The organism is Micromonospora sp. C51 (assembly GCF_018070435.1).
Classification (GTDB): Bacteria; Actinomycetota; Actinomycetes; order Mycobacteriales; family Micromonosporaceae; genus Micromonospora; species Micromonospora sediminimaris.
In genome coordinates, this window is record NZ_JAGPXQ010000055.1 from 1 (window position 1) to 20129 (window position 20129).

Annotated in this window: 21 protein-coding genes; 13 read left to right on the forward strand and 8 right to left on the reverse strand. The window is 71.8% G+C overall.

Annotated features, from left to right (window positions below):
* Positions 1-106: 106 nt before the first annotated feature.
* A complete protein-coding gene (locus tag KBX50_RS29770; RefSeq protein WP_210941189.1) occupies positions 107-745 on the reverse strand; it encodes a metal-dependent phosphohydrolase in 639 nt (212 codons plus the stop codon).
* A 109-nt stretch (positions 746-854) separates the two neighbouring features.
* On the opposite strand from KBX50_RS29770, the gene KBX50_RS29775 reads away from it, so the two are divergent.
* Together KBX50_RS29775 and KBX50_RS29780 are read left to right on the forward strand one after the other, a co-directional pair.
* Complete coding sequence (locus KBX50_RS29775) at positions 855-2117, forward strand: FUSC family protein (protein WP_210941190.1); 1263 nt, start codon at positions 855-857, stop codon at positions 2115-2117.
* A gap of 86 nt (positions 2118-2203) precedes the next feature.
* Positions 2204-3700, forward strand: coding sequence for a PrsW family intramembrane metalloprotease (locus KBX50_RS29780; RefSeq protein ID WP_210941215.1), 1497 nt, complete (start codon positions 2204-2206; stop codon positions 3698-3700).
* 77 nt (positions 3701-3777) lie between these two features.
* Here KBX50_RS29780 and KBX50_RS29785 read toward each other — a convergent pair whose 3' ends face one another.
* Positions 3778-3945: a hypothetical protein gene (locus tag KBX50_RS29785; protein ID WP_166458800.1), complete on the reverse strand. Its 168-nt coding sequence runs from the start codon at positions 3943-3945 to the stop codon at positions 3778-3780.
* A gap of 88 nt (positions 3946-4033) precedes the next feature.
* On the reverse strand, positions 4034-4372 hold the full coding sequence (locus KBX50_RS29790) for a co-chaperone GroES (protein WP_093403375.1): 339 nt from the start codon (positions 4370-4372) through the stop codon (positions 4034-4036).
* Between KBX50_RS29790 and KBX50_RS29795 the strand changes: the two genes are divergently transcribed.
* The gene (locus tag KBX50_RS29795) at positions 4335-5837 is read left to right on the forward strand and encodes an AI-2E family transporter (RefSeq protein WP_210941191.1); all 1503 of its coding nucleotides are present in this window, start codon (positions 4335-4337) and stop codon (positions 5835-5837) included. The two genes, KBX50_RS29790 and KBX50_RS29795, sit on opposite strands and share 38 nt — an antisense overlap.
* Positions 5838-5890: 53 nt before the next feature.
* Here KBX50_RS29795 and KBX50_RS29800 read toward each other — a convergent pair whose 3' ends face one another.
* Positions 5891-8122 (reverse strand): ATP-dependent DNA helicase, encoded by a 2232-nt coding sequence (locus KBX50_RS29800; RefSeq protein ID WP_374224752.1) that lies wholly within the window; start codon positions 8120-8122, stop codon positions 5891-5893.
* Positions 8123-8180: 58 nt separating this feature from the next.
* On the opposite strand from KBX50_RS29800, the gene KBX50_RS29805 reads away from it, so the two are divergent.
* The 4 genes from KBX50_RS29805 to KBX50_RS29820 all read left to right on the forward strand — a co-directional run bounded on the left by KBX50_RS29805 (position 8181) and on the right by KBX50_RS29820 (position 11489).
* Positions 8181-8687, forward strand: a complete 507-nt coding sequence (locus tag KBX50_RS29805; RefSeq protein WP_210941193.1) for a DUF402 domain-containing protein — start codon at positions 8181-8183, stop codon at positions 8685-8687.
* A 101-nt stretch (positions 8688-8788) separates the two neighbouring features.
* Positions 8789-9721: a PPK2 family polyphosphate kinase gene (locus tag KBX50_RS29810; protein WP_210941194.1), complete on the forward strand. Its 933-nt coding sequence runs from the start codon at positions 8789-8791 to the stop codon at positions 9719-9721.
* 132 nt (positions 9722-9853) lie between these two features.
* Positions 9854-10480, forward strand: coding sequence for a DUF47 domain-containing protein (locus KBX50_RS29815; protein ID WP_093403380.1), 627 nt, complete (start codon positions 9854-9856; stop codon positions 10478-10480).
* 4 nt (positions 10481-10484) lie between these two features.
* On the forward strand, positions 10485-11489 hold the full coding sequence (locus tag KBX50_RS29820; protein WP_093403382.1) for an inorganic phosphate transporter: 1005 nt from the start codon (positions 10485-10487) through the stop codon (positions 11487-11489).
* Between the two features lie 48 nt (positions 11490-11537).
* Here the strand turns inward: KBX50_RS29820 and KBX50_RS29825 are convergent, their stop codons facing one another.
* The gene (locus tag KBX50_RS29825) at positions 11538-12506 is read right to left on the reverse strand and encodes a Gfo/Idh/MocA family protein (protein ID WP_210941195.1); all 969 of its coding nucleotides are present in this window, start codon (positions 12504-12506) and stop codon (positions 11538-11540) included.
* 77 nt (positions 12507-12583) lie between these two features.
* Here KBX50_RS29825 and KBX50_RS29830 point away from each other — a divergent pair, with 77 nt between their 5' ends.
* The gene (locus tag KBX50_RS29830) at positions 12584-13435 is read left to right on the forward strand and encodes an NUDIX domain-containing protein (RefSeq protein WP_210941196.1); all 852 of its coding nucleotides are present in this window, start codon (positions 12584-12586) and stop codon (positions 13433-13435) included.
* On the opposite strand, the gene mshD is transcribed toward KBX50_RS29830, so the two are convergent.
* The 3 genes from mshD to KBX50_RS29845 all read right to left on the reverse strand — a co-directional run bounded on the left by mshD (position 13420) and on the right by KBX50_RS29845 (position 16091).
* Positions 13420-14346: a mycothiol synthase gene (mshD, locus tag KBX50_RS29835; RefSeq protein ID WP_210941197.1), complete on the reverse strand. Its 927-nt coding sequence runs from the start codon at positions 14344-14346 to the stop codon at positions 13420-13422. The two genes, KBX50_RS29830 and mshD, sit on opposite strands and share 16 nt — an antisense overlap.
* A 57-nt stretch (positions 14347-14403) precedes the next feature.
* Positions 14404-15276 (reverse strand): polysaccharide deacetylase family protein, encoded by an 873-nt coding sequence (locus tag KBX50_RS29840; RefSeq protein WP_210941198.1) that lies wholly within the window; start codon positions 15274-15276, stop codon positions 14404-14406.
* A 71-nt stretch (positions 15277-15347) separates the two neighbouring features.
* On the reverse strand, positions 15348-16091 hold the full coding sequence (locus KBX50_RS29845; RefSeq protein ID WP_210941199.1) for a response regulator transcription factor: 744 nt from the start codon (positions 16089-16091) through the stop codon (positions 15348-15350).
* 247 nt (positions 16092-16338) lie between these two features.
* Here KBX50_RS29845 and KBX50_RS29850 point away from each other — a divergent pair, with 247 nt between their 5' ends.
* The 5 genes from KBX50_RS29850 to KBX50_RS29865 all read left to right on the forward strand — a co-directional run bounded on the left by KBX50_RS29850 (position 16339) and on the right by KBX50_RS29865 (position 19806).
* A complete protein-coding gene (locus KBX50_RS29850; RefSeq protein WP_210941200.1) occupies positions 16339-17367 on the forward strand; it encodes a hypothetical protein in 1029 nt (342 codons plus the stop codon).
* 105 nt (positions 17368-17472) lie between these two features.
* A complete protein-coding gene (locus tag KBX50_RS29855; protein ID WP_210941201.1) occupies positions 17473-18258 on the forward strand; it encodes a DUF2993 domain-containing protein in 786 nt (261 codons plus the stop codon).
* 72 nt (positions 18259-18330) lie between these two features.
* Positions 18331-18408, forward strand: a complete 78-nt coding sequence (locus KBX50_RS33895) for an Ms5788A family Cys-rich leader peptide (RefSeq protein WP_311202345.1) — start codon at positions 18331-18333, stop codon at positions 18406-18408.
* Between the two features lie 209 nt (positions 18409-18617).
* Positions 18618-19466, forward strand: a complete 849-nt coding sequence (locus KBX50_RS29860; RefSeq protein ID WP_210941202.1) for a sulfurtransferase — start codon at positions 18618-18620, stop codon at positions 19464-19466.
* Position 19467: 1 nt separating this feature from the next.
* Positions 19468-19806, forward strand: coding sequence for a DUF1416 domain-containing protein (locus KBX50_RS29865; RefSeq protein WP_210941203.1), 339 nt, complete (start codon positions 19468-19470; stop codon positions 19804-19806).
* Positions 19807-20129 lie beyond the last annotated feature (323 nt).

Here is a 20129-nt window from a genome sequence, read left to right on the forward strand (position 1 = left end):
CAGGCTGTGGTGGCACGTATCAAAGCGGATGAAGCGCCCTTAACGCCGGCCACAACTGCATGATCGGCGGGGCGGGGCGGGGCGGGGCGGGGCGGGGCGGGGTTTGTCAGGGGGTGAGGTGGGTCAGTTCGCGGGTGAGGTTGGTGTGGGCGGGGTGGGTCCAGCGGGCGGCCAACGCGGGGATGCGGTACAGGGAGGGCAGGGCGAGCAGGCCGGCGAGCACCCGGGCCCGGCCGGCCCGGTAGTCCGGCTCGGGCACGTGGGCGTACTCCCGGCGGATCGCGGCGGCGTACCTGTCGTACTCCGGCGGTGAGGCGGCCAGCACGGCCAGGTCGGCGTCGCAGAGCAGCGCGCCGTCGGCGTCCGTGAGATCCACCGCATGGCCGGCGGTGAGCAGGACCAGTCGCTTCACCTCGGCCACCTCGGCGGGAGGCAGCCCCAACCGGGTGAGCAGGGCGTCGGCGAGCGCCGCGCTGTCCCGCTCGTTCCGGTCGCCCGACGCGCGGGGGTCGTACACCGCGTCGTGGCACCACGCGGCGAGTCGCACCAGATCGGGTCGAGACGCGGTCGAGGCGTACCGATCGATCACGTCGAGCATGGCGGCCAGGTGCGCGATCGTGTGGTAGTGCCGGTGGGGCTCCCGCCACCGTTCGAGCAACTCCGCCCCGGTGGCCTCGACCGACGCGGGGTCACCCGCTCCGGCAGCCCGGGCGGCGGTACGCCATCGTGCGATCAACCCTGTCACCGGCCCGAGTCTGCCCGATCCGGCGAGGAGCCGTGATCTGGTGCCGCCCGTCCGGAGCGATGTGCCGCTTCGGCGGGAATGTCCGGGCGTCAGGTGGGTAGTCCCGGCCATGACGGTGGCCCGGCGCGGACTTTCTCGGCTGCTGCGCCGAGACGGCGCGCGCGACGGCCGGTCCGACGTGGACACGGCCCGGATCGCCGGGACCATGGCGCAACTGCATCACCGGAGCAAGGCGACCCTGCGCGACCGTCTGCACCGGGTGCGCCTGTCACTCGGCCTGGCCGCGCAGGCGGGTCTGGCCGCCGGCCTGTCCTGGGTGGCCGCGCATGAGCTGCTGGGCAACCCGCAACCGGTCTTCGCCCCGATCTCCGCCGTCGGCACCCTGGCCGTCTCGGTGGGGCAGCGGTTCCGCCGGACCATCGAGTTGATCCTCGGGGTGGGCGTCGGGGTGTTCGTCGGCGACCTGCTGATCTATTTGCTCGGCACCGGGCCGTGGCAGCTCGGGCTGGTGGTGACCTCCGCCATCGTGCTGACCGTCTTCGCCGGGGGCAGCGTCGCCATCGTCATCCAGGCCGCGGCGACCGCGGTGCTGATCGTGACGCTCAGCCCGTCGGTGGAGGATCTGGAATTACCCCGGTTCATCGACGCGATCGTCGGCGGCAGCATCGCGCTGCTGGTCACCGCGATCCTGCTGCCGCTCAACCCGCTGCGGGTGCTCAACCGGGCGGCCCGGCCGGCGCTGGACCTGCTCGCCGCCCAGCTCGATGCCGCCGCCGACGGGCTGCGGGAGCGCGATGCAGGCAAGATCCAGAGTGCGCTGGACCGGCTGCGCGACAACAAGGAGGAACTGGCCACCTTCTCCGAGGCGATCGAGGGTGCCAAGGAGACCGCGCTGCTCTCCCCGGCGCGGTGGCATCGGCGCAGCGAACTCACCCACTACGCGGAGGCGGCCGAACCGATCGACCGGGCGATGCGCAACAGCGGCACCCTGATCCGGCGTGCGGTGACCCTGGTGGAGGACGACGAGCCGGTGCCGGAACCGATGTCGGACGCCGTCGGTCACCTGGCCGAGGCGGTGCGCCTGCTTCAGAAGGAGTTCGCTCAGGGCGAGGAGCCCGAACAGGCCCGGGAACGGTCGCTGCGCGCGGTCAGCGAGGCCGGCCGGGCGTACGGCGACGGGGTGGGGTTCTCCGGCAGTGTCGTGGTGGCCCAGGTGCGTACCACCGCAAGTGATCTCTTGGTGGCCTCCGGCATCAGCCAGGAGGAGGCGAACCGGCTGGTGCGGCGCTCCTTCGGTGAACTGGACCGACCGGGGGCACCGGCCGGGCCGGAACCGGCCGTACAGCGGCCCACCGCACCCCCCGTCGGCTAAGAGCGACCGGCAATAGGACTGGCGGGGCTGCGGCGCGCGCCCTGGCACCGCCCTAATGCCGGTCGCTCCAAGTCCTCGGGGTGGCCATGCGCCCGGCCCGACGGGCCGGGCATGACTACGCTGACCGCATGGCCGTCACCCCGTCCGGCGGAGCGCTGCCGCCGTCGCCGTCCGTGCCCGTCGCTCCAGGCGCAGAGGGTGGCGTACCCGGAATGCCGCGACGCCGCCTCAGCTGGCGACGGGCGCTGGTGCTCATCGGGGTGATCATCCTGATCGCGGCCTGCGCGATCTTCATGCTCTTCACGCTCGGCACCAGCCTCGGCCCGGAGGCGCTGCTGGTCGGTACCGCCGCGGCGGTGCTGCCGGTCCCGGTCCTGGTGGCCTGCTTCCTGTGGCTCGACCGCTACGAGCCCGAGCCGTTGAAGTACCTGGTCTTCTGCTTCGCCTGGGGTGCCTTCGTCGCCACCGCGGCCTCCCTGACGGTGAACGAGACGGCGGCCGGCTGGTTCGAGGACCAGGGCCTGCCCGTCGCTCTCACCGCCGTTCTGGTCGCGCCCTTCATCGAGGAACTGACCAAGACTCTCGGCCCGATCCTGCTGTTGATCTTCCGACGGCGGGAGTGGTCGGGCATCACCGACGGCCTCGTCTACTGCGGGCTGTCCGCGATCGGCTTCGCCATGGTGGAGAACATCCTCTACCTGGGCGGGTACGGCTACGCCTCGGGGGTCGAGCAGTACGGGCCGGCCACCGGAGCGCAACAGGTCATCGCCATCTTCATCGTCCGGATCCTGCTCTTCGGGTTCGCCCATCCGCTGTTCACCTCGATGGCCGGTATCGGGCTCGGTATCGCCGCACGGTCGGCGGACCGTCGGGTGCGCTTTTTCGCCCCGGTCGCCGGGCTGCTGCTGGCGATGATGCTGCACGGGACGTGGAACCTGCTGCCGACGTTGACCCAGGCCACCGGTCAGGTGCTGATCTCGCTCTTCGGCTTCGTCGGTGTGATGGTCCCGATCTTCTTCGGCATGGTCGGCCTGGCGGTGTGGCTGCGGGCCTGGGAGGGACGGCTCACCGAGCGGGTGCTGCCGGACTACGTCCGGGCCGGTTGGCTCACACCACCTGAGGTGGCCGCGTTGAGCAGCCTCGGCCGCCGACACGCGGCCCGGGTGTGGGCCCGGCGGGTGGCCGGCGACGCGGGTCTACGGGCGATGCGCGGCTACCAGTTCGCGGCGACCCGGTTGGCGCTGCTCCGGGACGGCGCCACCCGAGGTCTGGACCGACGCCCCGTCGACCGGGACCGGACGGTCCGGGAGGAACAGCAACTGCTCCACTCCATCGCCGCGTACCGGTCGTACTTCGTGGGCCGGGACCCGCAGTCACCGGTCGGCGTCTGGGACGGGCACCGCTACCACCTGCGGTTCCCGGACGGTTCGCAGCGGGCGGTGGAGGCCCCCGAGGAGCCGGTGGTCCCGATCCCGGTGGTGCTCACCCCGCCGCCCCCGCCGCCCCCGTTTCCCACTGGCTACGGCCACCCCGGCTGGTACGGCCCCCGTCCCGCTGCCCCCTGGCCACCCGGCCACCGCTGAGCGTCCCGTCGGCCCGGTTCCGGCCCGGCCGGTGACCGGGCCGACCAACAGGTGACCGGGCCGACCGCTCGCTGGGCTCACGTCATCAGGCTGGTGAGGAAGTCTCCGAGCCCCTGGGCCATCATCATCAGGGCCGCACCGATGGCCTTGAACATCTGTGCGGCGCCCTCCGGCCGGAACGCCATGAAGTAGATCAGAAACGCGAGGCTTCCCCAGGCCAGCACCTTTTTCACGAATACCGGCATCGTCCCTCCCCAGGCCGGTGGTGCGGCTGGCTTCCCGCCGGGGAGCGCGGCAAACGACGCGCGGGCCGTTCGAGGGGCCCGAAGCCGGTCAGAGGTAGAGACCTGTCGCGTTCTCCTCGATCCGCTCGGCGGCCACCGCGTGCACGTCGCGTTCGCGCAGCAGCACGTAGCCACGGCCGTGCAGCTCGACCTCGGATCGGTCATCGGGGTCGAAGAGCACCCGGTCGCCGGAGACGATGGAGCGTACGTTGGGCCCGACCCCGACGGCGGTGGCCCACGCCAGGCGTTTGCCCACCGCCGCGGTGGCAGGAATCACGATGCCGGCGCTGGAACGCCGCTCGCCTTCGCTGCCCTCCATCCGCACCAGCACGCGGTCGTGCAGCAGCCGGATGGGCAGGCCGGAGTCGAGGTTCGGATCGGCGGTCACGCCGCAGACGCTACCGTGTCGTCCGCCGTGGGCCGTCGGTGGTCACCGGGTTAGCGGACCGGCCGGGCGGGGCACTGTGGGTGGCGAATTCGTCCTACCGTTGCCTGGTCGGGCGTATCCTGTCCGACCTGACGCAGTGCGCAGGCCGATCTGCCGGGAGGTGCGCTTGAGCCGCTTCGAGCGGATACGCGGACGGCTGCGTCGCGCGTACGAGTCGGGCCGGGAATCGGTCAGAGCGGGTCGCCAGAGTCCCGCCGATGTCTCGGAGCCGCCCGGCCTGGCGTCGCCGTCGAGCCCTGGGCCGGTAGCGCCGGCGGCGGCGACGGTGGTCGGTGCCGAGACGCCCACCCCGCTGCACAACTCCACCTCCAGTCGGGACGACGCCGACGTGCCGCACGCACTGCGGATCGCCGCCGCGTGGTGCTGGCGGCTGATCGTCATTGGCATCGTCTTCTGGGCGCTGCTGAAGCTCGTCGGCACGATCAGCATCGTGATCATCCCGTTGGCGGTGGCGCTGCTGCTGTCGGCGCTGCTGGCACCCGCGGTCGGCTGGCTGCTGCGGGCCCGCCTGCCGCGATCTCTGGCGACCGCGGTGGTGCTGGTGACCGGGCTGGCCGCGGTGATCGGCACGCTCACCCTGGTGGTCAACGAGTTCATCAAGGGCGTTCCGGAACTGACCGCGAAGTCGACCCAGGGGTTGCAACAGATCCAAGAGTGGCTCAAGACCGGGCCGCTGCACCTGTCCGACAACGACCTCGACCGGTACATCGAGGAGACCCAGCGGTGGGTCGACAACAACACCGAGCGGTTCACCAGCGGTGCCCTCTCCACCGCCGCCACCCTGGCCGAGGTGCTGACCGGCACGGTGCTGGTCCTCTTCGCCACCTTCTTCTTCCTGCGCGACGGCAACATCATCTGGCGGTTCCTGGTCCGGCTGCTGCCCGTTGCCGCACGCTGGAAGGTCGACGACGCCGGTCGGGCCGCCTGGGCGACGCTTGTCGCCTACGTCCGGGCGACGGTGCTGGTCGCCTTCATCGACGCCGTCGGCATCGGCATCTTCCTGGTCGTCTTCGACATCCCGTTCGCCTTTCCGCTGGCCGCCCTGGTCTTCCTCGGCGCGTTCATCCCGATCGTCGGTGCGACCCTCTCCGGGGGTGTGGCGGTGCTGGTGGCGTTGGTCGACAGCGGCCCGGTGACCGCGTTGATCATCCTGGGCGTGGTGATCGGCGTGCAGCAGGTGGAGGGGCACATCCTCCAGCCGCTGATCATGGGTAGGGCGGTCGCCATCCACCCGCTCGCAGTGATCATCGGTTTGGCGGCCGGCGTCGTCCTCGCCGGGATCACCGGCGCCCTGGTGGCGGTGCCCATCATCGCGGTGCTCAACACGGCGGTACGCCGCCTCGCCGCCCGGCGCGTTCCGGACACCCCGCCCGACGCCGTGGTCGTCGCCTCCCGGGCACCCTGACCCCGACCGCGCCACGTGTGGCCGGCGGTCGCCGGGCTGCGCCGTCAGCCCGCTCAGCTCGCCGCGAGGCGGGTCAGCGCGCCCCGGGCCACCTCCGGGCGGGTCGTGTACCAGAACGGGGGCAACGAGCGGCGGAGGAACGAGCCGTAGCTGCGGGCGGTCTCCAGTCGGGAGTCGAGCACCGCCACCACGCCCCGGTCACCGCTGGCCCGGATCAACCGGCCCACGCCCTGGGCGAGCCGAACCGCCGCGATCGGGACGCTCACCGCGGCAAAGCCGGAGCCGCCCTGCGCGTCGACCGCCGCCGCCCGGGCCGCAGCGAGCGGTTCGTCGGGGCGAGGAAACGGAAGCCGGTCGATCACCACCAGCTGGCACGAATCGCCGGGAACGTCGACGCCCTGCCACAACGACATCACCCCGAACAGGCAGCTCGACCGTTCCTCGCGGAAACGTCGGACCAGCAGCGGCAGTGTCTCCTCACCCTGAAGCAGCACCGGCAGGTCGGTCCGGGCGCGCAGCAGCTCCGCCGCCTGCTGCGCGGCCCGGCGAGAGGAGAAGAGCCCGAGCGTACGCCCGCCGAGCGCGGTGACCAGCGCGAGCAGTTCCTCCCCGGCAGCCTCGGGCAGCCCGGAAGCCCCCGGGCGGGGCAGGTGGGCGGCCACGTAGAGGATGCCCTGCCGGGGATAGTCGAACGGCGAGCCAACGTCCAGTGAACGCCACCCGAGCCCGGAGTCCGTCAACCCGTCGGCGGGGTCCGGCGGGGGCGGTGTCGTAGCACGCGCCGGAACGTCCGGCGTGGACGGTCGCCGGGTGGTCTGGGCGAGGGCGGCGGCGGCCGGCGACGGGGGGCCGGGCGGAGGCGAGTCGAGGCCCAGTGCCCGGGCGACCGTGTCGAACCGCCCGCCGAGCGCGAGCGTGGCCGAGGTGGCCACCACGGTCCGCTCGTCGTAGAGGTGGGTGGCCAGGGTGCCGGCGACCGAGAGCGGCGCCACCACGAGTGCCCGCCGTCCGGTCACGTCGTTGCGCTCCACCCAGGCCACGTCGTGCTCGGCCTCCTCCAGCAACCGCTGAGCGGTGGTGGACAACTCGTCGAGGACAGCCTTGGCCTGCTGCTTGCGTACCGGGTCGGGGTCGTCGGCCTTGACGTCGCCGATGCTGTCCAGGGCGGTACGGGTGGCGGCGTCCAACAGCGTGCAGGCCTCCCGCAGCGGGCCGGGCAGCCCGCTCGTGATCCGCCCGACCGGTGCCTCGGCCAACCCGACCGCGAGGGCGTCACCCGATGCGGTCAGCGCTTCGGCCGTCTCCGGGCGCAGCAGCGGCCGCGCCCGCCGGGCGGACCTGTCGATCAGCTCCGGGGTCAGCTCCGCCTGGGCTGCCGAGGAGACCCGGTCCGCCAGTTCGTGGGCCTCATCGACGACCAACAGCCGGTGCGGCGGGACGATGTGTCGGCCGGCGAGCATGTCGACCGCGAGCAGGCTGTGATTGGTCACCACGATGTCCGCCTCCCGGGCCCGGGCCCGGGACGCCTCGGCGAAGCACTCCGCACCGTACGGGCAGCGGGACGCGCCGACACACTCGCGGGCGGGCATGGAGACCAGCCGCCACGTCTGGTCGTCGACGCCCGGGTCCAACTCGTCGCGGTCACCGGTGTCGGTCTCCAGGGCCCAGTCCCGCAGGCGCTGAACCTGCTTGCCCAGCCGGCCTGCCTCACCGAGCCAGCGGGTGCCGCCGGGGCGCTCGGCCGGGGCGTCGAAGAGGGTGTCCTCCGGCTCGTCCGCCGTGGAGTTCTCCAGCCGGGCGAGGCAGAGGTAGTGGTGGCGGCCCTTCAGCACGGCGAACGTGGGGCGGCGTCGGAGCAACGGTTCGACGGCGTCGGCCAACCGGGGCAGGTCGTGCTCCACCAGCTGGGACTGCAACGCCAGGGTGGCGGTGGAGACCACCACGGGGCCGTCCACAGTCAACGCCGGGGCGAGGTACGCCAGGGACTTGCCGGTGCCCGTGCCGGCCTGCACCAGCAGGTGGTCACCGGTGCTGACGCATTCCTCGATCGCCGCGGTCATCCGCTGTTGGCCCGGACGGGCCGTGCCGCCGGGGACGGCGCCGACCGCAGCGGACAACAGCTCGGCTCCGCCCGGCCGGTCGCCCCGCCGACGTGCCTTGTCGCGGGCGGTGCCGGTGGCGGTGGCGGTGCGGGGCGGAGTCACCGTGGCACGGTACCCGCCGGGGCGGACGCGGTCGGTACCGAGCAGGCCGTGTCGCGGTCGCGCGGCACGGAATATCGCCATGTCGTCCGGCTAACTTCCTGACGGCGAGGCGTGGGCGGAATCGGCTAGGGTGCGACTCATGCCGAGCGACGTGATCCGTGTGATCTACCGCAAGTTCGACGGCAGCGCCCACCGCGACTACCCGGCCCGTCGGTTGGCCGAGGACGACCTCGGCATCTGGCTCGGCGTGCCGGCCGGCACCAGCTCGGTCTACCACGGCCGGCCGTCGGTCGAGCAGATTCCCTTCGTGCTGCTGGTGCCCCACCACGCCTGGTGGACAGGCATGTTCAACCCGCCGCCCCGGACCAGCGAGGTCTACTGCGACATCGCCAGCCCGGCCCGGTGGGAGGGCGAGGACACTGTTCATCTGATCGACCTCGACCTGGACGTGGTCCGGCGTCGCGAGACCGGCCTGGTCGAGCTGCGCGACGAGGACGAGTTCGCCGAGCACCGGGCCCGCTTCGGGTATCCCGATGACCTGGTGGTGGAGGCCGAGGCGGCGGCGCGCTGGCTGTTGGGCGCGCTCGGGGATGGCACGGAGCCCTTCGCCACCTCGTACCGCAAGTGGCTGGCCCTGGTGGTCTGACCGCTGCCGGCGCACGGACCGTCCCCGGCATCGCCGGCCCCGTCCCCGGCACGATGCGACTCCGCCGCGCGGACCGGCGGCCGCCGGGTGATGATGCTCCGATGGTGGACGACGGTGGCTTTGACGTGGTGGCGCCGACCGGCGGCGCGGTACGCGACCTGCTCCGGGTACGGCCCGGTGGCCCGGTGGACCTAGCGGAGATCGATCCCCGCTCGACTCCGGGGTTGCCCGGCCCGGAGGTGACCGGGCCGGACCGCAAGACCTGGGCCCGCCGTCAGCTCGCCCGGCTGGGTGCGGGGCTGGCCCGGCAGCAGGAGATGCTCTTCGCCGGCGCGAAGGTCGACCCGGGTGCCGGCCGGCGGGTGCTGCTGGTGCTCCAGGCGATGGACTGCGGTGGCAAGGACGGCACGGTCAAGCGGGTGGTCGGGGCGATGAATCCGCTCGGCGTGCACATCCGGGCGTTCGGCCCGCCGACCGCCGAGGAACTGCGGCACCACTTCCTGTGGCGGATCCGCCGGGCCCTGCCGCCGCCGGGCAACCTGGGGGTCTTCAACCGCTCGCACTACGAGGACGTGCTGGTGCCCCGGGTCCAGGAGCGGGCTCCGGAGGAGGTCTGGCGACCCCGGTACGCGGAGATCGGCGAGTTCGAGCGGGAGTTGACCGACGCCGGGGTGACCGTGGTCAAGGTTTTCCTGCACATCTCGAACGCCGAGCAGGCAGAGCGGCTGCTGGCCCGCCTGGACGATCCGACCAAGCACTGGAAGTACCACCCGTCCGACGTCGACGCCCGGGCCAGGTGGGACGACTACCAGGCCGCGTACGCCGAGGTGCTCGCCAGGTGCGGTACGGACCTGGTGCCGTGGTACGTGGTGCCGGCGGACCGCAAGTGGTACCGGGACTGGGCGGTGGCGCACCTGCTGCGTGAGACGTTCGACACTCTTGATCTGGGGTATCCGCCAGCCGACTTCGACATCGAGCGGGAACGCGAGCGACTGCTGGGAACCACGGGGCCGGTGAAGGTGAACGGAAGTTGAACGAGCGGTGAATGCTATCTGGCCAGGGGTGGGCCGAATAATCGCCGATCTGACGGTTCCCTAGCATTCCCTCAGCAGGGCGCCGAAGCGACGGCCGCCACCCCTTCCACCCGACACGACGAGGTCCGTGCTGTGAGGTTTTCCTTCCGCCCCAACGAGGGCGCTTTCTACGAGCTCTTCACCAGGGCCGCGCAGAATCTGGTCCGGGGTACCGAGCTGCTCAACGAGCTGGCCCTGCCCGATGTCGAGGTGCAGTCGGTGAGCGAACGGCTCACCGAGGTGGAGCACGACAGCGACCAGATCACCCACGATCTGTACAAGAAGATCAACTCCACCTTCGTCACGCCCTTCGACCGCGAGGACATCTACCGGCTCGGTTCCCTCCTGGACGACGTGATGGACCACCTGGAGGCGGTGGGCAACCTGCTCTACCTCTACGGGCTGACCAAGCTGCCGTCGCTGCCCCGGGAGATGCACGAGCTGGTGCACGTGCTCGACCAGCAGGCGAAGCTGACCGCCGACGCGATGCCCCGGCTCAAGTCGATGAAGGATCTTGAGGATTACTGGATCGAGATCAACCGGCTGGAGAACGACGGCGACCAGGCCTACCGGATGCTGCTGGTGCGGCTCTTCTCCGGTGAGTACGACGCGCTGACCGTGCTGAAGATGAAGGAGGTCGCCGACGAGCTGGAGGCCGCCTGCGACGCCTTCGAGCACGTCGCCAACACGGTCGAGACCATCGCGGTCAAGGAGTCCTGATCCTGTGAGTCCCGAGCTCATCGCCGTGCTGGCGGTGATCGGGGTGGCCCTGGTGTTCGACTACACCAACGGCTTCCACGACGCCGCCAACGCGATCGCGACCAGCATCTCCACCCGGGCGCTGACACCCCGGGTCGCCCTGGCCATGGCCGCGGTCGGCAACTTCATCGGCGCCCACTTCGGCGCCGAGGTCGCCAAGACCGTCGGCAGCGGCCTGGTCGAGCTGCCCACCGGCGTCTCCAGCCTCGGCATCGTCTTCGCCGGCGTGATCGGCGCGATCACCTGGAACCTCATCACCTGGTACTTCGGCCTGCCCTCGTCGTCCTCGCACGCCCTGATCGGTGGCCTGGTCGGCTCGACCGTGGCCGCCTCCGGCACCGTGCTCTGGACCGGGATCGGCGAGAGCGTGATCATCCCGATGATCCTGTCGCCGATGGTCGGCTTCATCCTCGGCTACATCGTGATGATCGCGGTGCAGTGGGTCTTCCGGAACGGGCACCCGGGCAAACTCAACCGCGGTTTCCGCTGGGCACAGACCGCCTCGGCGGCGGCCATGTCGGTCGGCCACGGCATGCAGGACGCAGCCAAGACCATCGGCATCGTGGTGCTCGCCCTCTTCGTGGGCGGCTACCAGGACGATGCCACCTACATCCCGGAGTGGGCGTTCTGGACCTCGGCGGCCGTGCTGGCGGCCGGCACCTACGCCGGCGGCTGGCGGATCATCCGGACCCTGGGGCGGAAGATCATCGACCTGCGCCCGCCGGAGGGATTCGCGGCCGAGACCGTGGCCAGCGGCGTGCTCTACTTCAACGCCCTGGTGCTCGGTGCGCCGATCTCGACCACGCACACGATCACCTCGGCGATCATGGGTGTCGGCGCCACCAAGCGGCTCTCCGCCGTGCGCTGGGGCGTGGCCGGCAACATCATCGGCGCCTGGATCCTGACCTTCCCGGCGGCCGGCTCGATCGGTGCCCTGATGTACTTCCTGGTCCGTCCGATCTTCAGCTGAGCTGTGTCAGCGGGCCCCTGGGGCGGCCAGGGGCCCGCTGACCGGCCGTCAGATGTAGGAGACGCCGATCTGGGCGCGGATGTCGTCCAGCAGGCCCATGATCTCCAGGGTGGCCGAGTGCGGTACCAACGGGCTCTCGGTCAGCCCCTCGGCCAGGCACCGCTGCACCTCGATGGCCTCGTGCTGGTAGCCCGAGCCAACCAGCTCCTCGGTGATCGTCTCCGGCTCCGCGTCGCCCCGGTACAGGGTGAACCCGTTGGGTCGGAAGAACGGCTCGGGTAGATCGATCCGTCCGGTGCTGCCGGTGATCGAGGCGGTGAGCCCGGTGGCCCCCACCATGCCGCAGCTCAACGTGGCCACGGCACCGGAGTCGTAGCCGAAGACCAGGCCGGTGTTCTCGTCCGTGCCCTCCGGACCCAGCTTCGCCCAGGACCGTACGTGCTGCGGCGCGCCCAGCAGCAGGTGAGCCAGGCTGATCGGGTAGACGCCGAGATCCAGCAGAGCGCCGCCGCCCAGCGCCCGGGCGCGCATCCGGTGCTCGGGCGGGAAAGGGCCGGCCACGCCGAAGTCGGCCCGGACCCCGGTCAGGGTGCCGATCGCGCGGTCGGCGATCAGCTGGCAGGCCCGCCGGATGAGCGGGTTGCACCGCATCCACATCGCCTCCATGAGGAAGACCCCGGCGGCGCGGGCGGTGTCGATGAGTTCGGTGCTGGTGGCCAGGTCGAGGGTGAACGGCTTCTCCACCAGCACCGGCCGGCCGGCGGTGAGGCAGGTCAGGGCCGCCTCGTGGTGGGCGGCGTGCGGAGTGGCGACGTAGATCACATCGACGTCGGCGTCCGCAGCCAGTTCCGCCCAGGAGCCGTACGCCCGTGGTACGCCGTGCCGGTCCGCGAAGCGTGCCGCGGTCTCGGCGGTGCGGGAACCGACCGCGACAAGCTCGGCCCCCGGCACCAGCCGGAGGTCCTCGGCGAAGCGGGCGGCGATGTGGCCGGTGGCCAGGATGCCCCAACGAGTCATGGCGCGACGCTACCGAAGATCAGCAGCGGGCTGTACTGGGCATCCACGGGTCGGGACCAAGGGCCTAGTCTCGGCGTATGACGATCGACAGTGGCTTCCCGGTGCCGCCCGCGCTGGTGGAGCACGCCCGCCGGTTCCGGGCCTCCGGCGCGGTGCCGGCGGTACCCAGGGTGGCCGCCACCGTGCTGCTGCTCCGCCCGGCCGACGAGGGCTTCGAGGTCTACCTGATCCGCCGGGTCGCGGCGATGGCGTTCGGCGGCATGTACGCCTTCCCCGGCGGTGGAGTGGACCCCTCAGACTCCACCACCCACCTGGACTGGGCCGGCCCGCCACCGGCGGACTGGGGGGTACGCCTCGGGCTGGCCCCGGCGGCGGCGCAGGCGGTGGTCTGCGCGGCGGCCCGCGAGGTCTTCGAGGAGGCGGGGGTGCTGCTCGCCGGGCCGGACGCGACGCGGGTCGTCGGCGATGTCAGCGACGACGGCTGGGAGGCCGCCCGGGCCGACCTGGAACAGCGGCGAACCGGCTTCGCCGACCTGCTCGCCGGGCGCGGGCTCACCCTCCGGTCGGACCTGCTGCTGCCGTGGAGCCGCTGGGTGACCCCGGAGTTCGAGCCACGTCGGTTCGACACGTACTTCTTCGTGGCGCTGCTGCCCGAGGGACAGCGGACCCGCGACGTCTCCGGTGAGGCCGACCACACGCTGTGGGTCCGGCCCGTCGAGGCAGGCCGGCAGGCGGTGGCCGGCGACCTGACCATGCTTCCGCCGACCCTGGTCACCCTCGGCGAGATGGCCGCCTGCACCGATCTCGCCGCGGTGGCAGCGGCGGCGGCGGACCGCGACGCGGTCACCCCGATCACGCCCCGGCTGGATCTTTCCGACCCCGACCGGCCCCGGTTCTACCTGCCTCGACCGGATCAGCCGAGCTGGTAGTTGACATGGGCGGACCAGCGGGCGAAGCCGAGCCGCTCGTAGAGCGCCACCGCGCCGGTGTTCGACTCGTCGACGTAGAGCATCACCCGGTCCAGTCCGCGTCGGTCGCGCAGGTACGCCAGCCCGGCCCTGGTCAGGGCCCGGCCGAGCCCGCCGCCGTGCGCGGCGGGCTCCACCCCGAGCACGTACACCTCACCGATGCGGGCGGAGCCGGGTCGCTCGTGCACCTTGGTCCAGTGGAAGCCGAGCAGCCGGCCGGTCGCCGACTCGACGGCGAGCAGGAAGCCGGCCGGGTCGAACCACGGTTCGGTGAGGCGTACCCGCAGGTCATCGGCGGTCCACCGGCCCTGCTCCGGATGGTCGGCGAAGGCCCGCGCGTTGAGCGTCAACCAGGCCTCGTCGTCGCTGCCGGGGCGGAACGCGCGCAGCGTCACCCCGTCGGGCAGGCGCGGTTCGGGCAGCGGCGCGGCGAGCGGTCGACGTAGCTGCCAGAGCACCCGGGCGCGGTGAAATCCGAGGTCGACCGCGAGGGCAGCGGCCGAGGGGTGGTCGCCGTGCGCCCACGCCCGCAGCGGCCCGGCGGCAGTGGCCAGCACCCCCCGGGCCAGCGCCCGTCCGGTACCGCGCCGCCGGTACGCCGGGTGCACCATCAGCTCCACGCCGACGCCGCTGTCGGGGTCGGTCGTGTCGAGGTGCGCGTACCCGGTGAGCGTGCCGTCGGTGGAACGGGCAACCAGGTGGCTCGCGGCAGCGTGCTCGTCGCGCAGGCGGAGCAGCACGTGCTCGTCCATCGGGTCCGCCCCGTCGGCGTCGCCGGCCGTCCGGGCGAGCGCCAGCACTTCGGTGATCTCCGCCGGGCCGAGTCGGTCGACGCGGCTGACCTGGTCGATGCCCGACTGGGTGCTGCTCATCGCATCACCGTAACCGCACCGGAGGTGCGCCGCCCGGAGGGACGGTTGGTACCCCCGTCACAGGCCGCGCGGTGGCAACGCCTGAACGTCGAACCGGCCGGCCAGCTCCGGCAGGATCCGGTACAACGAGTTGACGGTGCCCTGACGGTCGCCGCCCGCGTCGTGCAGCAGGACGATCGAGCCGGGTCGTACCCCGTTGATCACGGAGGCGGCGATCCGGGTGGCGCCCGGCGCCCGCCAGTCGGACGGGTCCAGCGTCCAGTGCAGCGGTGCCATGCCGAGGTCACGGGAGACGGAGATGACCGAGTAGGTCCAGGCGCCGCCGGGCTGCCGGTACCAGGCGATCGGCGCGTCGGGCACGGCGGCGCGGATCGCCTCGCTGGTCCGCAACAGGTCGGCGCGGATCCACTCGGCCGACCGGGCACCGAGGGCGACGTCATGGTCCCAGCTGTGATTGCAGAGGGTGTGTCCCTCGGCGACGATCTGCTCGACGAGCCAGGGGTACGCCTGGGCGTTCTTGCCGACCACGCAGAAGGTGGCCGTGACGTGGTACTCACGCAGGATCGCGAGGACCTGAGGGGTGTAGTCGGGGTGCGGTCCGTCGTCGAAGGTGAGCGCGACACCGGCGCTGCCGGTGCTCACTCGGGTGCCCATCGGGCCGACGGTCGGGTCCTGCCCCTGCTCGTCGGTGTGCTGCGACCCGTCCGGCCCGGCGTCGGGTGAGCGGGTGGCGTCGGGCTCGGCGTCGATGGGGGCCGACTGGTCCGCGTACTCGGGGTGATCGGCGCCGGTCGCGGTGACGGCGGTGTCGGTCCGCGAGGCCTCCGGCACCAGGCTTCGTCCGAGCAGGTACGCCGAGCCGAGGACCGCCGTCACCACGAGCGTGATGATCCCGACGGCCCGTGCCGCCCCCACCTGGTTACCGCCCACCGATGCCCCCCGCTGGTCAACTGGCAGTCACCATAAGGCGCACTAGTCGACCAAAAGGGGCATATAGGAAATTAGCCTTCGACGGTGAGGGCCCGCATCGGTAGCGGCGCGTGCTCGGCGGCCTCCGGCAAGGTCCGTGACGATGGCACCACGAACTTGTAACCCACCTGCCGGACGGTGCCGATCATCGACTCGTACTCGGAGCCGAGCTTGGCGCGCAGGCGACGCACGTGCACGTCGACCGTCCGAGTGCCGCCGAAGTAGTCGTAACCCCACACCTCGCGCAGCAGCTGGTCGCGGGTGAACACCCGCCCCGGGTGCTGGGCGAGGAACTTCAGCAGCTCGAACTCCTTGTAGGTGAGGTCGAGTGGGCGGCCCTTGAGCTTCGCCGCGTAAGTGTCCGGATCGATCATCAGCTCGCCGGCCCGGATGGATCCGCCCGCACCGGCGGTCGCGTTGCTCAGCCTGCCGACCGCGAGCCGCAGCCGGGCCTCCACCTCGGCGGGGCCGGCGGAGGCGAGGATGACGTCGTCGACGCCCCAGTCGGCGTTGAGCGCGATCAAGCCAGCCTCGGTGACCACCGCGACCAGCGGCACGCCGAGCCCGGTGGCGTGCAGCATCCGGCAGGTGGCCCGGGCCTCGCTCAGCTCGGAGCGGGCGTCGACCAGCACGGCGTCCGGGCTCGGTCCAGCGACCAGGGTGCGGACATCGCGCGGTGCGGTGCGAACCGAGTGCGGCAGCAGGTCCAGTGCCGGTAGCACTGCGGATGGTTCGCCTGCCCGTGCCGTCACCAACAGCAGGATCTCCACGATCACCTCCGTCCCGGCGGCCCGTTGCGGCCGCGCGCGACCAGCGGCACTCCTGCGGGGTGTGGCGCTGGGAACTTCCGTGGGTCCCGGCGTCGCTGACGGGCGGGTTTCGCCGTTGAGCGTAACCGATTGCTCGCGTACGACCCTGGCGCGGTTTCCTCTTTGCCCTATCTGCCCCTGATCGCGGCCCAGGTTTTAACGTCGCGGAAACGCTGGCACCCGCGATGTGAGGTTGGTCTGGCACGATCGGTGGGTGTTTCCCTCCAACTCGCCCGAGACCGGCCGTGACCCGTGGACCGAGGATCCGTCCGCCCCGGGAGGCTCGGCACCGCGCACCGGTCCGGCCGTGGAGACCGACGAGCGGCCCTCGCGTGGCCCCCGCCGCCTGCGCCGCGGCGGTTCGGCTCGCCGCGCCGACGACGAGGCGGATGCGGACGACGAGGCGGAGGAACCACCTGTCGAGGTACGCCGGCAGCTCTCCCTCGCCATCGGCGGCTTTGCCGCGCTGCTCGGTCTCGGCCTGGTCGTCGCCGCGCAGACGTCCATTCCCGGGCACCGGCTGCCCTTCACCCTCGTGGTGCTCGCCGTGCAGGCGCTGTTCGTGCTCGTCTGGACCATGGTCACCCGGCCACCGGCACTGGCGGTCGTCCTCGGGGTCGGCGCGGTGACCGCGGTGGCCGCCGACGTGGTGGCCGTACGGTCGGCTGAGGCCCGGTTGGCGCCGCTGCTCTACCTCGCGGTCGGCGGGGTGCTCGCCGCGGTGCTCGGTCAACTGGTCCGACGGGTGGACCGGGTCCGGGTGACCGACTCGCTGCGGACCACCGCGACCATCGTGTTCGGAGTGGTCGCGTTGGCCACGCTCATCATGCTCAGCCGGATCCCGGCGGGTACCCAGGCGATCGCCGTCTGCCTGACCGCGGCCGGCGTGGCGCTCACCGTCGCCCGGGTGACCGACGCCGTCGCGGCCTGGCCGAGGCTGGCGCCCCAGGTGCCCAGGGGGGCGGCGGGGGTGGTCGGCGGCGCGATGGTCGGCACGCTGATCAGCGCGCTTCTCGGGGGCTACCTGGTAACCCCGTTCACACCTACCCGGGCCGCGATCATCGGCCTGGTGGCGGCCGTCGTCGCCGTGCTGGCCGACCTCGCCGTGAGCTACGCGGAGGCGGGCCGACTGATGGCTGGTGAAGTGCCGTCGGTCTGGGCCGTACGGCACGTGCAGGGGCCACTCGGCGGCGTCGCGATGGCGGCGCCAGCCGCGTACCTGATGTGTCGGCTAGTGCTCTGACCGTCAGCGCGGGCGAGCGTCCCGCCGCGCGATTGAGGAATCCGGACCACGGGTACCACCGGTCCACCACTGGCGGCATCGAGGTACGACGAGACAGGAGACGGTGTGGAGCAGGAGCAGACGTACGAACGGCGGCCGCGGCGACGTGGACGCAAGGTGCTGATCGGGTTCGTCGTCCTGCTGCTCGTACTCGCCGGACTGATCGCCATCGCCGACCGGGTGGCGGCGAGCATGGCCGAGCGCACCATCGCCGACGAGGTGCGCCAGCAGGTCGCCGAGCAGGGCGCCCAATCCTCGCCACCCGAGGTCGAGGTGGGCGGCTTCCCGTTCCTCACCCAGGTGCTCGACGGCCGGTACGAGCGCATCTCGATCAAGCTGCGGGACGTGCGGGCCTCGGTGCAGGGCGACGCGGTCGCGCTGCCCAGCCTGGACGTCGACGCCCGAAACGTGCGTGCCTCGCTGGACACCCTGCGCACCGGCCAGGGTGAGGTCGTGGCCGAGACGGTCAACGGCACCGGCACCATCAGCTACCAGAGCCTGTCGGCCCTGCTCGACCGGGAGGGGCTGACCCTCGGTGAGCGGGACGGGCAGCTCGCCGTCACCGCCCCGGTGGACATCCTCGGCCAGCGGTTGACCGTCACCGGCACCGCCGACATCGTCGTCGGTGAGCAGGGGCAGGTAGCCCTACAGTTCGACGACCTGGACGCCGAGGGGCTGCCGGACGTGCCGTTGGCCCGCACCCTGGTGAGCAACTTCGCCCGCAGCATCTCGGTCGACGTGCCCCTGCCGGAGTTGCCGTTCCAGCTCACCGTCCGCGAGGTCCGGCCGCAGCCGCAGGGGCTGACGGTGACCGCCGACGCACGGGACGTGCCGATCAACTCGGTCGGCTGACCACCGGGTCGGCGTCCCGGATGCTGGTCGGCCCGATAGAGATATCTGGGATCGCTGGTAGGCTCCCTGCTCATGGGGACGCTCCTCACCAAACGGCGCGCGGTCGACCTGTGCCGCGTGGCCACCTGCCTGTGTCGCCCCGTCATCTGACGGCGGGGCTGGCTCGGGCCGCCTAGCGGCCAAGGCACCAGGGGCACGCGTACCTCGTTCCCGGTGCACCCCACCGGACGCCCGGCAGCGGCGCCGTCGCACGAACCCGTGATCCGTTCCGAGCTATGGGTCCCGCGCGTGGTGCGACACCTTGACATCCCGATCTCCGCGCGCTGGCTCACCATCCATCCTCACCAGGGAGTGATCTGATGAGTCGCGACACCGCACTCGTCTCGGCCGAGTGGGCCGAGAAGAACCTCGACGCCCCGGGCGTCGTCTTCGTCGAGGTCGACGAGGACACCTCGGCCTACGACTCCGGCCACATCGCCGGTGCCATCAAGCTGGACTGGAAGAACGACCTCCAGGACCCGGTCCGCCGGGACTTCGTCAACAAGACCCAGTTCGAGGCGCTGCTGTCCGAGCGGGGCATCGGCAACGACGACATCGTCGTCCTCTACGGCGGCAACAACAACTGGTTCGCCGCGTACGCGTACTGGTACTTCAAGCTCTACGGCCACCGCGACGTCAAGCTGCTCGACGGTGGTCGTAAGAAGTGGGAGCTGGACGCCCGGCCGCTGGTGACCGACGCCGTGACCCGCCCGGCGACGCAGTACGTCGCCAGCGAGCCGGACACCAGCATCCGAGCCTTCCGGGACGAGGTCGTCGACGCGATCGGCACCAAGAACCTGGTCGACGTGCGTAGCCCCGACGAGTACGCCGGCCGCCTGCTCGCCCCCGCCCACCTGCCGCAGGAGCAGGCACAGCGCGGCGGCCACATTCCGACCGCGATCAGCGTGCCGTGGTCGAAGGCGGCCAACGAGGACGGCACGTTCAAGTCCGACGACGAGCTGCGCAAGATCTACGGCGAGGCCGGGCTGGACGACGGCAAGGAGACCATCGCCTACTGCCGCATCGGCGAGCGTTCGTCGCACACCTGGTTCGTGCTCCAGGAGCTGCTCGGCCACCGCAACGTGAAGAACTACGACGGATCGTGGACCGAGTACGGCTCGCTGGTCGGTGTGCCGGTGGCGCTGGGCGATGAGCCGGGGGAGGCCTGAGATGACCGCACCCACCGCAGCAAGCACCGCCGCCGCCGGCTGCGCGGCTCCCGATCAGGCCGCCCCGCTGCCGGCCGGCCTCGACCTGGAGCGGGAGACCGTCATCACCGGCCTCGTCCGCTCCGCGGAGGGCGAGGCGGTGCCGGGCGCGTACGTCCGTCTGCTCGACTCGACCGGTGAGTTCACCGCCGAGGTGGTGACCTCGCCGGCCGGCCAGTTCCGCTTCTTCGCCGCGCCCGGCGCCTGGACGTTGCGGGCGCTCTCCCGCCAGGGCAACGGAGACACCACAGTGACCGCCGGCCGCGGCATCAACGAGGTGGCCGTCACCGTCACCGACTGAGCTCCGATCGGCCTCGTGGCCCGCATCCCTCCCAAGAGGAATGCGGGCCACGCTCCGTCTGAGCCCTACCCGCCGTGCGCATCGCCCCGCCCTGCGCACTCCCCGCCGTGCCCCCGCCCTGCGCACTCCTCGCCGTGCGCACCGCCCTGCGCTGCGCATCGCCCCGCCCTGCGCGCTGAGGCAGCAACTTTGCTGATGTTGCTGCCTCGAGGACGCCGGATACAGCAGTATCCCTGAAACTGCCGGGGTTCCGGGTGGGGCGTTGCGGGGTTCCCGGTGGGGCGTTGCGGGATTCCGGGTGGGGCGTTGCGGGGGTTCCGGGT

Coding starts and splice junctions, on each gene's coding strand:
- KBX50_RS33895 (WP_311202345.1), top strand. CDS start 18,331: ATGGGGACGCTCCTCACCAAACGGCGCGCGGTCGACCTGTGCCGCGTG.
- KBX50_RS29785 (WP_166458800.1), bottom strand. CDS start 3,945: ATGCCGGTATTCGTGAAAAAGGTGCTGGCCTGGGGAAGCCTCGCGTTT.
- KBX50_RS29860 (WP_210941202.1), top strand. CDS start 18,618: ATGAGTCGCGACACCGCACTCGTCTCGGCCGAGTGGGCCGAGAAGAAC.
- KBX50_RS29865 (WP_210941203.1), top strand. CDS start 19,468: ATGACCGCACCCACCGCAGCAAGCACCGCCGCCGCCGGCTGCGCGGCT.
- mshD (WP_210941197.1), bottom strand. CDS start 14,346: ATGAGCAGCACCCAGTCGGGCATCGACCAGGTCAGCCGCGTCGACCGA.
- KBX50_RS29800 (WP_374224752.1), bottom strand. CDS start 8,122: ATGGCGATATTCCGTGCCGCGCGACCGCGACACGGCCTGCTCGGTACC.
- KBX50_RS29775 (WP_210941190.1), top strand. CDS start 855: ATGACGGTGGCCCGGCGCGGACTTTCTCGGCTGCTGCGCCGAGACGGC.
- KBX50_RS29830 (WP_210941196.1), top strand. CDS start 12,584: ATGACGATCGACAGTGGCTTCCCGGTGCCGCCCGCGCTGGTGGAGCAC.
- KBX50_RS29805 (WP_210941193.1), top strand. CDS start 8,181: ATGCCGAGCGACGTGATCCGTGTGATCTACCGCAAGTTCGACGGCAGC.
- KBX50_RS29810 (WP_210941194.1), top strand. CDS start 8,789: ATGGTGGACGACGGTGGCTTTGACGTGGTGGCGCCGACCGGCGGCGCG.
- KBX50_RS29780 (WP_210941215.1), top strand. CDS start 2,204: ATGCGCCCGGCCCGACGGGCCGGGCATGACTACGCTGACCGCATGGCC.
- KBX50_RS29825 (WP_210941195.1), bottom strand. CDS start 12,506: ATGACTCGTTGGGGCATCCTGGCCACCGGCCACATCGCCGCCCGCTTC.
- KBX50_RS29795 (WP_210941191.1), top strand. CDS start 4,335: ATGGGCAGGCCGGAGTCGAGGTTCGGATCGGCGGTCACGCCGCAGACG.